The sequence below is a fragment of the Trinickia sp. genome (assembly GCF_036503415.1).
In the GTDB taxonomy this organism is placed as follows: domain Bacteria; phylum Pseudomonadota; class Gammaproteobacteria; order Burkholderiales; family Burkholderiaceae; genus Trinickia.
On sequence record NZ_DASXWY010000085.1, the window covers coordinates 1 to 13263 of the forward strand.

12 protein-coding genes are annotated in these 13263 nt (G+C 62.7%); 3 read left to right on the forward strand and 9 right to left on the reverse strand.

What is annotated here, in order from left to right; translation table 11 throughout:
* The 4 genes from VGL01_RS11685 to VGL01_RS11700 all read right to left on the reverse strand — a co-directional run.
* Nucleotides 1-388: hypothetical protein (locus VGL01_RS11685; protein WP_331569409.1), on the reverse strand; the 388-nt coding region annotated here is incomplete at its 3' end.
* On the reverse strand, nt 381-779 hold the full coding sequence (locus VGL01_RS11690) for a biopolymer transporter ExbD (RefSeq protein WP_331569411.1): 399 nt from the start codon (nt 777-779) through the stop codon (nt 381-383). The genes VGL01_RS11685 and VGL01_RS11690, both read right to left, overlap by 8 nt.
* The gene (locus tag VGL01_RS11695; protein WP_331569413.1) at nt 776-1423 is read right to left on the reverse strand and encodes a MotA/TolQ/ExbB proton channel family protein; all 648 of its coding nucleotides are present in this window, start codon (nt 1421-1423) and stop codon (nt 776-778) included. Before VGL01_RS11695 ends, VGL01_RS11690 begins: the two co-directional genes overlap by 4 nt.
* Nucleotides 1424-1456: 33 nt before the next feature.
* The gene (locus VGL01_RS11700) at nt 1457-3811 is read right to left on the reverse strand and encodes a TonB-dependent receptor (protein ID WP_331569415.1); all 2355 of its coding nucleotides are present in this window, start codon (nt 3809-3811) and stop codon (nt 1457-1459) included.
* 268 nt (nt 3812-4079) lie between these two features.
* Here VGL01_RS11700 and VGL01_RS11705 point away from each other — a divergent pair, with 268 nt between their 5' ends.
* Nucleotides 4080-4616 carry a cytochrome b gene (locus VGL01_RS11705; protein WP_331569416.1) on the forward strand — a complete coding sequence of 179 codons (537 nt, stop codon included), beginning with the start codon at nt 4080-4082 and terminating at the stop codon, nt 4614-4616.
* 383 nt (nt 4617-4999) lie between these two features.
* Here the strand turns inward: VGL01_RS11705 and VGL01_RS11710 are convergent, their stop codons facing one another.
* Together VGL01_RS11710 and VGL01_RS11715 are read right to left on the reverse strand one after the other, a co-directional pair.
* Nucleotides 5000-6166: a DUF4382 domain-containing protein gene (locus tag VGL01_RS11710; protein ID WP_331569418.1), complete on the reverse strand. Its 1167-nt coding sequence runs from the start codon at nt 6164-6166 to the stop codon at nt 5000-5002.
* A gap of 94 nt (nt 6167-6260) precedes the next feature.
* On the reverse strand, nt 6261-7019 hold the full coding sequence (locus tag VGL01_RS11715) for an AraC family transcriptional regulator (protein WP_331569420.1): 759 nt from the start codon (nt 7017-7019) through the stop codon (nt 6261-6263).
* On the opposite strand from VGL01_RS11715, the gene VGL01_RS11720 reads away from it, so the two are divergent.
* The gene (locus tag VGL01_RS11720; RefSeq protein WP_331569422.1) at nt 7018-7653 is read left to right on the forward strand and encodes a peroxiredoxin-like family protein; all 636 of its coding nucleotides are present in this window, start codon (nt 7018-7020) and stop codon (nt 7651-7653) included. The two genes, VGL01_RS11715 and VGL01_RS11720, sit on opposite strands and share 2 nt — an antisense overlap.
* A 10-nt stretch (nt 7654-7663) precedes the next feature.
* Here VGL01_RS11720 and VGL01_RS11725 read toward each other — a convergent pair whose 3' ends face one another.
* Complete coding sequence (locus VGL01_RS11725) at nt 7664-9739, reverse strand: NAD(+) synthase (RefSeq protein WP_331569423.1); 2076 nt, start codon at nt 9737-9739, stop codon at nt 7664-7666.
* Between the two features lie 253 nt (nt 9740-9992).
* Between VGL01_RS11725 and VGL01_RS11730 the strand changes: the two genes are divergently transcribed.
* Nucleotides 9993-10580 (forward strand): TMEM175 family protein, encoded by a 588-nt coding sequence (locus VGL01_RS11730; RefSeq protein WP_331569425.1) that lies wholly within the window; start codon nt 9993-9995, stop codon nt 10578-10580.
* A gap of 27 nt (nt 10581-10607) precedes the next feature.
* On the opposite strand, the gene araH is transcribed toward VGL01_RS11730, so the two are convergent.
* Complete coding sequence (araH, locus tag VGL01_RS11735; RefSeq protein WP_331569427.1) at nt 10608-11630, reverse strand: L-arabinose ABC transporter permease AraH; 1023 nt, start codon at nt 11628-11630, stop codon at nt 10608-10610.
* Between the two features lie 84 nt (nt 11631-11714).
* Entirely contained in the window at nt 11715-13262 is a 1548-nt protein-coding gene (araG, locus tag VGL01_RS11740; protein ID WP_331569429.1) for an L-arabinose ABC transporter ATP-binding protein AraG, read from the reverse strand.
* Nucleotide 13263: the final 1 nt, after the last annotated feature.

Genomic DNA, 13263 nt, shown 5'->3' on the forward strand with positions numbered 1-13263 from the left:
AGGGTGCCTCGCGGGCCGGCTCGGCGGACGGCTCGACGCGGGGCGGCGGTGCGCTTCGTTGCTGCACGCTCTGTCGCTGCGTGGGCTTGACCGCTTCATGGCGGATAAGCGGCTGCGCTGCTCGGCTTCGCCGTTCCGATATGGCATGCCGCATCGGCTCCGGCTGCGCTCGTGGGGCAATCTGAGCTGCAGGCGCGCGCGCCGTAATCTCGACCAGCTTCATGTCGATCGTTTTCGGCACGGGCCGGGGCCGGTCGTCCTGTGCGAAAAGCCGTGCGAAATGCGCGAGCACCCCTGCCCATGCCATCGTTGCGACCACGCACGCGAACGCGAAGCGAACTTTCGGAGCATCCGCCGCAGTCAACAGGCGCTGCCAACCGCTACTCACGATGTACAGCCACCAGGAAGTGCGCGGCACCCGCGCGCCGAGCCGCGAGCATTGCCTGCACGACGACGCCGTGTGCGGCGCCGTCATCGGCGGCTATTAGGATGTTCCCGTCGCGCGGCAAGTGACGCGCTACCGCTTGCGTCACTTGATCGAGCCGCACGGACTGCCGGTCGATGAAAATCTGATTCGTACGCGTGACGCTGAGCGTCAACGGTTCGTCGCGGTCCACGCGTTCGGCCATGCCTTGGGGCAGACTCACACGCACCGCGTCGAGCCGCTGCATCGCAAGCGACGTCAGCATGAATGTCGCGAGCAGGAAGAACATCACGTCGATCATCGGGATGATTTCGATGCGGCCACGCCGGGCCGGGCAAGCACGGCGAAGCTTCATGATGCGGTGCCGTCCTGCTCGATGCGCAGGTCTGCCAGCCACCCGTTCGCGAACGATTCGAGTTCGTCCATCAGCGCATCGATACGACGCGAGAAGAAGTTGAACGCAAACAACGCGACGAGGGCGATCACGATTCCAATCGCCGTCGCGATGAGCGCTTGCGCAACGCCACCGGTGATGCCGGCCGGGTTCAAGAGTCCGGTGCCGATCAGCTTGAACGACTGCATCATTCCGACGATCGTGCCGAGGAGTCCGACGAGAGGAGCCGCCGTTACGATCGTTTCGAGCAGCCACAGTCCGCGGCCGATGTCGCGCTGGATTTGCACGGCCACGGCATCGATCTTCGTTTCGATCCGCCACAGCGGCGCGCTGCGCTCGTCGAATAGGCGCCCCACGCGGTGGAACGCGTGTTGCGACGGTAATCGCTCGAGCGCCGCAAAGCGTTCCTGCGCCGCGACTTCACCGGCGTCATACCCGGCTTGCCCGTTCGCATCGGCCAATCCAACCGGCACGCGAGCGAAGCGCCAGAAGGCGTATGCGCGATCGAGCACGATTGCCAGCGCCGCAACGGCCAACACCGTCAGCGGATACACGGCCCAGCCGCCCAGCCGTACGGCCTCGGCCAAATTGATCCATTCGTTCAAGCTGTTCTCCTTTCCATCGATGTGCGCCGAGCGTCAAAACATCTTCGACAGGCCTGCGTAGATCGCGCGCTGCGGGCCGAACTGCGGCGCCTGCACGCCGATGCCCGAGCCGCTGCGCAATTGATAGACACGATTGAACGCATTGACGAGTACGAGACGCGCAGAGAATTTGCCGATGTACGGCTCGTTGAAGCGCTTGATCGCGCCGAGATCGAGCTGTGCGTAAAACGGCTCTTTGTCCGTGTTCGCGAAGCCGCTGCGCAAGCCGCTGCCGACGATCCCGTCGGCGCTCAGCGTTGTGTTGCCGAACGTGTAAGCGCCGCCGAACGAGGCCGTCAAGCGCTGATCGTGGTCGAGAAACACCCAGTTGCCGGCGATATAACCGAGTTCGTCGGGTCCGAAATTGAACTGCGCCGATTGAACATTCTTGCCCTGCGCGCGGCTGTAGGCGATGTTCAGATAGGCCGAGACGTTGTCCTTCTTGTAGCTCGCCGTGACTTCGGCACCGTACACGCGGCCGTACCGATAATTGAACGGCGTGAAGATCAGTGCGGTACCGAACTGACCCTCGTCGAGCAAGTTGTGTGCGATCTTGTAGTACGCATCGAGACCGATCGTCAGATTTTGGGTGAGCTTCTGCTCGATACCGGCGTCGAAATAATGAGCGCGCTCGGGTTTCACCGGATCGTTTTGCGTCCCGGCGCTCTGATTGGTCGTGCCGTTGAAGAGGTCGATCGTCGATGGAGATACCAGCTCGAACGACGGCGGCGTGAAGTAGCGTGCGTAGCCGGCGTGCAGCGTCGTCGCGTTGGTGGGTTGATAGACCAGGCCGATGCGCGGGCTCAATTGGCTCGCGTCAACGTACTGGTTCAGCTTGTCGTAGCGCATGCCGTAATTCAGCGTCAGCTTGTCGGTGAGCTTCCACTCGTCTTGCAGATAGGCGCTATACAGGTATCCGCTTTTGCTGCTCGAATCGTTGATGCCGAACGGTACATCCGAGGTCTGGTTGCCGTTCGCGTCGACCGGAAAGACCGATACGCTGTGGTTGAAGTCCGCATGCTCCTGCTGGACCATCACGCCCGCGCGCACAGTATGTTTGTCGTTGAGCCGATAGACGAAATCGGTCTGCAGGCCGTTCGTCTGATCGCTATGGAAGTCCGATGACGCTACGCCGTTGAACGACAGATCGCCGATCGGATCGGGGTTGAACTGCGTGCGCGAATAGCGCGTGGAAAGCGCGATCTGATAGTCGAGCTTGCCGCCATTCGTGCCCTGCAACGCTATTACCGCGAAGTTGTTGAGCTCCGACTGCGTCTCGTTCAGGTTCGTGGAGTCAAACGACGAGACACCTTGCAGCGAGTACTGAATCGGCAGGCCAGCCGTGTTCGGCAGTTGGAACCAGTTGGTCGACGTGCCGAACATCACGCTCACGCGTGTGAGCGGATTGACGATGTACGACATGTACCCGAAACCGTTGCTTCGTTGCGTGTGATCGTGTGGCGGACTGCCGCTCGCGGTCGGCGACTCGATGCCGAGGTTATTCACGCCGTGGGAGCCGGAAAAGTAGTAGGTGAGCGGTCCCTGCGAGCCGAACACGTCGGCGCTTTGCTGGAGCGTCTGGTGGCTGCCGCCATAGACGTCGATCGATCCGCCTTGCCCGAGGTCGCCCGCCTTCGTCTTGATGTCGACGATACCCGCCGTTCGATAGCCGTACTCCGCGGGCAACGCGCCCGTCACCAGATTGAGCTGGCCGACGATGCGCGAATCGAACGACTGGCCGAAGCCGCTGATCGGCTCCGGAATGAGGATGCCGTTGATACGGTACTGCAGATCCGCGTGATCGCCGCGCACGTGAAGCTGCCCGTAGGAATCGTTGGCGACACCGGGCATTTGCAGCAGAACCTCATTGAGTGGCGTGTTCTGGCCTTGCGGCATGGCGTCGATGTCTGCCTGCGTCACGCGGTAGACGCTCGCGCCGATATCGGGCTGAAAGCCGTTGCGCGCGCGATCGAGGCGCTGCGCATCGATATTCACGTCGAGCGCGCTGCCCTTTTCGAGCGCGACATCGATCTCGAGCGGCTTGCCCGCTTCGATCGTTTCGATGCGCGTGTTGCTGCTGAAATTTTTCGCATCGATGTTCAGCGCGTAGGTACCGGACGCGAGGCCACCCACTTCGAACCGCCCGTCAGGACCTGTTTGCGCGTGAGCGATGGTATTGCCGCCGGCGTCCTGAACAAGCACGTCGGCATGTTCCAGCGCGTGGCCGTGCCGGTCCGTGACGACGCCGCGCAAAGCCGGAGCATCGGGGACGGCAAGTGCGGAGAGCGGAATGCTCAAGGCAATGTGCAGACAGCCCGCACGCCTGATCAGGTTTCTGTGTTTCGTCATTTTTCTCGTTCGAAAGCGGAATCCGCTTGCCGGAAGCGTCTTCACACGGATCAGCACGGAACAGCGGCGAATTGACGGCGTTCCTCGTAAGCTGCCAGCGCCCATCGTTAATCGGTGAAACGATATAACGTATCATCGTGGAGTGAGATGATATAACGTATCACGATTGTTTCGCAAGATGCGATCCAACTGGCGATGCGCACCTCTAAGCCCCGGCTAAGGTCCGCTTGGCAAGATGCATTCGTTCCAGGCCTTTCAAGGGGTAACGATGTCCGCCATCGAGCAACATGGCGACGAGACTTACGGGCTCGTCGCGCGCCTTCTTCACTGGCTGGTGGTCGCTCTGGTCGCTGCGCAATTCGTTCTGGGCTGGACGATGCCCGAAGTGCACCGGGATACGCAACCGGTCGGCCTCATTGCGTGGCATCTCGCGCTCGGTGCGGCATTGATCGCGGCCATGGCGGTGCGCATTCTCTGGCGGCTTACGCACCGGCCGCCCCCGAGCGACCTGCCACCGCTGCTCAGTACCGTTTCGCGGGTCACACACTTCGTGCTTTACGCTGCGCTGATCGCAGTTCCCGTGCTTGGCTGGGCCAACGCGTCGTCGCGAGGCTGGTCCGTGAAGGTCGTCGGGGCGCTGCCATTGCCGGCGCTCGCAGCTTCAGGTTCGACCGTGGGGCATGCGATGGGTGACATCCACAGCGCGCTCGCCTGGGTGTTGCTCGTGCTTATCGGCATGCACGTCGGCGCCGCGCTCTTGCATCGCTTCGTGTTCAAGGACAACGTATTGCGACGGATGATGTGATGCTCGGCCAGCCGGCCGGAGCGCCAGCTTCGTTCGGCCAGGGCGCCGAGCCTATCCGGGGCGGAAACAGGAATTACAGATCATTACAAAGCGGCGGAGTTTCAGATCGCGCGGTAAAAAAAACGGGCGTTTGCCGCGCCCGTTTTCGTCCGATCGTTGCCGATCAACAATTGCCTTTCTTCGCCTGGCCCGGTGGGCAGAAACCATTGCCGGGGCCGCCTTGCGGGCGCACTACGACGCCGGGCTGATCGGGTACATAGACAGCGCATCCGCTGAGTACGCCGGCAGCAATAGTCAGGACCACCATCATTTTTTTCATCCGAGAATCCCCGCTATGAGCATAGGGAGGGGCATTCGCCCCTCCGGTGTTTGAATGCAATGTGTCAGAAGCTGAAATTGACGGTCTGGCTGCCGCTCGAGACATTGACGGCGCTCGACTGCGTCGCACCCGAGGCAGCATCCGCCTCGATCGTATATTGACCGGCCGACGTGGTCGCGGCAGTCAGGGAGATCGGCAACGCGTTGCTGTAAGCGCCGACCAACGGCGGATTGACCGGCAACGTCATGGTGTACGCACCCGTCGTCAGATTGGCGTTGGCCGAGGCGATTTCGTAAGTGCCGGAGGTCGTCGTTTGCAGCGCGCGCAGGCTCGCGTCCGCAGACGCGGTGACCGTGCCGCTGACCGTGTTCATCGTGGACGCCGGCAAGGAGATGGGCTGAGCGGCAGTCGATACGTGCGTCGTCGCGCCAACGACGACCGGCACCGACGTAATGACGCCGCTCGACACGCCGCTTTGCGCGATCACGACGTCGTAGCTGCCGTTGCTTGCGCTCGCGACGAGCGGGGCGAAAGTGAAATGCCCGGTGCTGTCGGCAACGGTGCCGCTGATGACTTTGCCGTTTTGCTCCGCATAGACCGTCGCGCCGGCTTCGGCCGGTGCGACAAAGCCGTCGATCGTACCGCTTACCGTCGTGGGGGTGGCCGTAATGACCGGCTTGAGCGCATAGCCACCGTTGCCCTGCTGGACCACGGACTTGCACGCGTTGAAGTCGAGCACGAGGTCCACCGTGCTGTCGGGGTCAACGGTAAACGGGCGAATGATCTTCAACCCGCTTTGCGTCGCGCTCGGCGTGGCGAGCGCGATTTCGGTCGTCGTGCCCGAAACGACAACCGAGTTGGCCAATGCGTTGCCCTGATTCGAAGCGAGCACGAGGCGCACTTGCTGATATCGGCCAGCCGGCAACGTGGTTTGGCCAAGCGTCGTCAACACGCCGTTCGTGAGCGTCAGCAGATCGATCTTCTGCGGCGTCGCAAGCGTGATGTCGCTCCAGCCTCCGTCGTTATCGCCCGCCGCCGAACTCATATTGACGCGGACCTGATTCACGGTCACATAGACATGATCGAAGCCGCATGCCGGTGCATCGGTCATGTGAACGGCCAACGTGCCCGTTGGCGTGCCGCCGCCGCCTCCGCCGCCGCAGGCGCCAAGTAGGATCGCCGTGCAGGCGAGCGCCGCACCTGAGAGCAGTTTTTGTAGATTAGGGCTCATGGTCACCACCTCTTCTTCGTTACTGGTGCGCGAAGCATATGCATGAGTCGGTGCAAACTCTTTCTCTCTTTGCAACAAACGGTAACTTCTCTCCTCAGTTCAGGCGTGCCTGGACAGGCGGGTGTCCGAATCGGCGCGTGTACGCGCGCGAAAACGCGGCTGCGCTGCCGAAACCCACATGCGCGGCAATCGATTTGACACGGTCGCCACGGACGAGCGCCCGGCGCGCGAGCGCAAGGCGCCATTCCGTCAAGTAACTGCTCGGTGTGGTTCCCACGACTTCGCGGAACAGCTCCATGAACCGACTGCGCGAAACGCCGGCAATCGCGGCGAGATCCTCGATTCGCCATGCCCGCGACGGCTGGTCGTGCATCGCAGCGAGCGCGCGATGCAGGGCGGGGTGGGACAGGCCGGCGAGCAGCCCCGGCCGCGTTGCACCGGCGTCGATCGTGCGCCGCAGCACCATCAGGACGATGACTTCGGCAAGCCGCTCCAGCGCCGTCTGCTTTCCGCACCGCACATCGAGCGCCTCGGCGGTGAGTACGCTAGCGAGCGCGCGCAGATCGGGCGCGTCTTCGAGCCCGATCTCGATATGCTCGGGCAGCGCGCTCAAAAGCGGGTTCAGCGGACCGCCGAAGCATAACGAAACAGCGGCGAGCCCCTCGCTATCGGCCGCGGCGACGGGTGGACCGATCGTCAGAACGAGGCTGCGCGCCGCATTCGCGGATCCTTTGACCGTCAGCGTCGCGTCGCTTGCGCGGTCGTCGGGCGAGAACGCCCTCGCGGTGAAGTCGAACGCGCGAAAAAACGCGGAAAGTCGGTCGGGCTTCGGGGATATCGGATTTTTAATCATGCAATTCGGACTCCTCATGATCGAGAGTATGGAAATCTTCATGCATGCCGTCAATCACGGATTGCCCGGCACATCGATGACCAAGGAGGAAAGACAGATGTTGATACCCAGACAGGCCGCACCGGAACTCAGTGTCGCCACGCTCGGCGGCGGCAGATTCGATCTCGCGCACCAAACGCCCGATTATCTGACCTTGATTTGCTTTTATCGGGGCTTGCATTGCCCGATTTGCGCGATGTATCTCCGGGAGCTCGAGCGGCTGACACCCGAATTCGCTCAGCGCGGGGTGACGACTATCGCCATCAGCTCGGACGACGAAGCGCGGGCCCGAGAGATGGCGACGAAGATCGGCGCCGATCGATTGACGGTGGGATATGGCTTGCCGCTCGAAAAAGCGCGCGAATGGGGCCTCTACATTTCCTCATCGCGCGGAAAGACGTCGATCGGCATCGAAGAGCCCGCGCTCTTTTCCGAGCCGGGCGTGTTTCTGATCAAGCCCGACAGGACGATTTACTACGTGTCGGTTCAATCGATGCCGTTCGTCCGGCCAAGCTTCGCCGAATTGCTGAAAGCCGTCGATTTCACGATCGAGCATGCATATCCGGCGCGCGGCGAGTACACGGGAGAGGTTTGACGAGCTTGCGTCAGGCGCGCTTGCCGTCCTCGGTGTCCGGTACGGTATCGAGGTCGGTCAGCCATGCGTTTGCACTCGCGTCGCTCGGCGCGCGGTAGTCGCCGCGCGGCGAAAGCGAACCGCCCGAGCCGACCTTCGGTCCGTTCGGCAGGCAACTGCGCTTGAACTGCTGTTGCTCGAAAAAGCGCCGCAGGAATACGGCGAGCCAGCGTTTGATGTCCGCGATGTCGTACTCGTGCCGCTTTTCGTCCGGCAGGTCCGGCCATGCCCCTTGCGTACGGTCGCGCCAGGCGGTCCAGGCGAGAAACGCCACTTTCGAGGGGCGGTAGCCGAAACGCAGCAGATAGTAGAGGTTGAAGTCCTGCAACTCGTACGGGCCGACCGCTGCTTCGGTGAGCTGAATCGTCCCGTCCTCGCCCGGCGGAATCAGCTCGGGGCTGATATCGGTCTCGAGCACATCGCGCAAGACCGCGGCGGCGGGCGCATCGAGTCCGCTTTCATCGGCGGTCCACCGAATCAGATATTGGATCAGCGTTTTCGGCACGCTCGCGTTGACGCCATAGTGCGACATGTGATCGCCGACACCGTAGGTGCACCAGCCCAGCGCGAGTTCGCTGAGATCGCCGGTGCCAACTACGAGACCGCCATGCATGTTGGCGATGCGAAAGAGGTGACTCGTTCGCTCGCCCGCCTGCACGTTCTCGAACGTAATGTCATGAACCGCTTCGCCGAGAGCGAACGGGTGCCCGAGGTCTTGAAGCATCTGCATGCAGCTCGGGCGAATATCGATTTCGTTCGTTCGGCAGCCGAACGCGGCGACGAGGCGACGAGCCTGGCCGAGCGTACGTTCGCCGGTGCCGAAGCCGGGAAGAATACAGGCGATGATCGCGCTGCGCGGCAACTGCAGCCGATCGACGGCGCGCACGCACACGAGCAAAGCGAGTGTCGAATCGAGGCCGCCCGATATGCCGATGACGAGGGTCTTCGTTTTAGCGGCACGCATGCGCGTGACGAGACCTTGTACCTGGATATCGTAGATCTCGCGGCACCGTTCGCCGCGCCGTGCCGGATCGGCCGGCACATACGGGAAACGTTCGTAGCGGCGAGCGAGCGGCAGATGGATGCCGGTCGGCACGGCAGCCGGCACGTCGACGGTGCGGAATCGCGCTGTGGTGTCGCGATGCAGACGGACCGAATCGCCGAACGTCGTTTGCCGCATCCGTTCCTCGACGAGTCGATCGAGGTCGATATCGGCGCAGATCAGTTGTGCCTTGTCGGCGAAGCGCTCGGTTTCGGCCAGTGCGTTGCCGTTTTCGTAGATCATTCCGTGGCCGTCCCACGCCAGATCCGTCGTGGATTCGCCGACGCCCGCGGCGCTATAGGCGTACGCTGCCAGGCAGCGAGCCGATTGCCCGCTCGCGAGCAAGCGCCGGTAATCGGCCTTGCCGACCGTCACGTTCGACGCCGAAAGATTGAGCAGTACCGTTGCACCTGCCAGCGCGGCGAACGAGGAGGGCGGGATCGGTACCCAGAGGTCCTCGCAGATTTCGATGTGAAACGTGAAAAGCGGCTGCCCTTCGATCCGGAAGAGCAGATCGGGCGAGCAAGGAATCCCGGTTTGTCCGATGAGATCGATCGACTCGCGGTGCAGGCAGGAGGCCTCGGCGAACTGCCGTCCTTCGTAGAATTCGCGGTAATTCGGCAGGTAGTTTTTCGGTACGATGCCGAGCAGACGGCCCCGATGCACGACGGCGCCGCAGTTGAACAGAAGGCCATCGATCACGAGCGGCAGACCGACGATCGCCGTCGTCGATAATTGACGCGACGCGGCGACGATATCGCTCAGCGCGCTCAGGCAGGCTTCGAGCAGCGCCTGTTGGTGGAACAGGTCGTCGCAGGCGTAACCGGACAAGCCGAGTTCGGGGAACAGCGTGACGAGCGCATGGCGGGCATCGGCCTCTTGCATCAGTGCGATCGTCTCGCGCGCGTTGACGGCGGGGTCCGCGACGCGCACGGGCGGGACCGCGACCGCGAGCCGCGCGAAGTTGTGGCGATAGAGGTTGAAAAAGGCCGGTACTTCGGTCATGGCGAATTCGTTCCTTACGGCGGCGGTATCGGCTGCATGGCGAGTTGGCCGATATCGGATCGAGAATAGGGCTTCATCGAGCTCAATGTGCAATGTTACGCGATTCTGCCTGCTTGGCTCGGGCACTGCCAAAGCGGGAATCGCCCGCGGTAGGGGTTTGCGCGACGGAGGAGGGCATTTCAGGCCCGCGCCGTATTCGCGTAATATCGCATCGGCCTGAAAGGCCCGTCAGGACAAAGATATCGTCGAATCTATGGAAAAGAACCGGCTCGAAGCATTCAGCGATGGCGTGCTCGCCATCATCATCACGATCATGGTGCTCGAGCTCAAGGTACCGCATAGCGCCGAGCTTGCCGCGCTGGCTCCGCTATGGCCGACGGTGGCAAGCTACGTCCTCAGCTTCATCTATGTCGGCATTTACTGGAACAACCACCACCATATGTTTCAGGCCAGCCGCAGCGTCGATGCCAGCGTGCTCTGGTCGAATCTGCATCTGCTGTTCTGGCTGTCGCTGCTGCCTTTCGCAACCGGCTGGATGGGAGAGAACCACTTCGCCCGTTGGCCGACCGTCTGCTACGGAGTCGACCTTTTTGCCTGCGCGTCGGCCTATCACATCCTGCAAACGCGGCTCGTGCGGCACCACGGCGCCGAGAGCCGATTGGCGCAGGTGATCGGGCGGGACATGAAGGGCAAGGCGTCGGTTGTGCTCTACGCGTTCGGAATCGCGTTGGCGGCGGCCGATTTTCCGCGCGTGGGGGCGCTTCTCTACGTCGCGGTCGCGCTCATGTGGTTCATTCCCGACCGACGCATGGAGCGGGCGATTCGGGCGCGCGAGAGCTGACGACTCTCCGCGCGCCGCACCGTGCGCTTAACGCACGCGCCGCGTACGGCGGTAGTGGTCGAACAGCACGGCGAGCAGCAGGATACCGCCGCGAATCAGATACTGGTAGAACGTCGGCACGTTCATGAGGCTCATCGCGTTTTGCACCGAGCCCATGATCAACACGCCGACCAGCACACCGGAGATCGTCGCCACGCCGCCCGTCAGCGAAACGCCGCCGAGCACGCAAGCGGAGATGACACCGAGTTCGAGACCCACCGAAGTCTTCGGATCGCCAAGACTCATCCGGGAGGCCAGCATGACACCGGCAAAGCCCGTGACGAGTCCTTGCAGCACGAACACCGCGACCTTGATGCGCGTGACGGGCAGGCCCGCGAGCGCCGCCGCCTCTGAGTTGCCGCCCACGGCCAGCACGTTCTTGCCGAATACCGTCTTTCTCAGCAAAAAGCCGAACACGATGAAGCCGACGATATTGCTCCAGATCGGATAGGAAATGCCCAGAAACGAGCCGCCGCCAAGATTGAAGAAGCTTTCTTCGGAAATCATGACCGCATCGCCGTTCGAAACGATATAAGCCAACCCGCGCACGACTTCCATCATGGCCAGCGTGACGATGAGCGAATTGATCTTGTAGCGCGCCACGAGCACGCCGTTGACGAGACCGACCGCGCCGCCCGCCAGCACGCCGGCCGTGACGCCGAATACGACACTATGCGTGGCCGTGATCAGCATCGAGGCGACGACCCCGGAGAACGCGACGATCGAGGCGACCGAGAGGTCCACTTCGCCGAGCGCCAGTACGAACATCATCGTGACTGCGATGGAGCCGATGAGGGTGACCGAAAGCAGCAGCCCCTGCATGTTGCGGCTCGTCAGGAAGTCCGGTACCGCCAACGCCAGCACCGCGAACAGGATGACGAAGACCATGACGATGCCGGACTTGTTGGCCAGACGCCAGGCTCTCGTCCCGAAAGAAGGCGACTCGTGCGGGGCGGCTTGCGACGACAGGGCCGGCTCGGCGGCGGGGCGGATGCTCGGTGGTTGTTGCATGATGTCTCTCATTCGTGGGTGCCGCCCGGGCTGGATGCTCGGGCGCACGCCGGTTCGAAGCGATTGCTGTACGGTTATTGCGGGTTATTGCGGCAAAGCGAGCTTGATCAGCTGATCGGGGGTAGCGTCCGCCTTCGGCAGATCGCCGACCACGCGGCCTTCCTTCATTACGATCACGCGATCGGCTACACCGATGACCTCGGCCAGGTCGCTCGAAACCATGAGCACCGTGCGGCCGGTCTCGGCCAGTTCATAGAGCAACTCGTAGATCTGCGCGCGGGCACCGACGTCGATACCGCGCGTCGGCTCGTCCATGACGAACACGTCGATCTTCTCGGCCAGCCAGCGCGACAGGATGACCTTTTGCTGATTGCCGCCCGAGAGCTTGCCGATCGGGGTATCGCCGTCACGTGTCTTGATCGACAGCTTGGCGATGTAATCGTCGGTGAGCTCGCGCTCGCGCCGCTCGTTCAGCATGAACCGGGCGATGTTGAAGTGCCGGCGCGCGCTGATGTTCAGGTTGTCCGCCACGGAGGCGATCGCCACGATCCCTTCCTGCTTGCGATCCTCGGGGCACAGCGCAATGCCCGCGCGCACCGCATCGCGCGGCGTCGAAAACGAAACGGCCTTGCCATTCAATTCGACATGACCGCCGCTCGGCTTGACGGCCCCGCACACGAGCTTCATGAGTTCGGAGCGCCCGGCGCCGACGAGACCGAAAAAGCCGACGATCTCGCCGCGGCGCGCCGAGAACGAAGCGGGCTCGGAAAGACCCGGCCCCATCAACCCCTTGGCTTCGATCATCACGTCGCCGCTCGGGCGCGGCCGGTAGCCGTAGACGTCGCGAATCGAGCGGCCGATCATGCAGCTGATCAGCCGGTCGCGATCGAGGCCTTCGACGGCATCGAACGTCTCGATCGAATGGCCGTCGCGGAAAACGGTGACGCGATCGCACAGCTCGTAGACTTCGTCCATGCGATGCGTCACATAGATGATGGCGCGACCCTCCGCGCGCAGCCCGTCGATGATCTGAAAGAGCTGTTTGGTTTCGCGCGAGGAAAGCGAGCTCGTCGGTTCGTCGAACGCGATCACGCGCGCGTCGCGCATCAGTGCCTTGCCGATCTCGATCATCTGACGCTGACCGATCGACAAATGCTTGACCTGCGTGTTCGGATCGATCCGTTCGCCGAGCCGCGCGAGCGTGTCGGTGGCGCGTGCCATGAGCGCACGCTCGTCGAGCACGCCCAGCCGGCTCGGCAACTGCCCGAGCATCAGGTTTTCCGCCACCGTCAGTTCGGGCACCAGATGCAGTTCCTGGTAGATGATGGCGATGCCGGCATCGATGGCCGCCTTCGTGCCCGAGAAACGCTGCTCGACACCGCCCAAGCGTAACGTCCCGGCCTGCGGATCGTTCACACCCGAAAGAACCTTGAGCAGAGTCGATTTGCCCGCGCCGTTTTCCCCCATGAGCCCGTGAACTTCGCCCGAGCGCACGTTCAACGAAACGCGGTCGAGCGCGAGTACGCCAGGGAAGCTGACCGTGATGCCGTCGAGCTCCAGATAAGGGGAGGCGGCGTCGCCGGGCGCCCGTGCGGGCGCCGCGGCTTCGGCGATGTCGTTCGCGTTATGCATG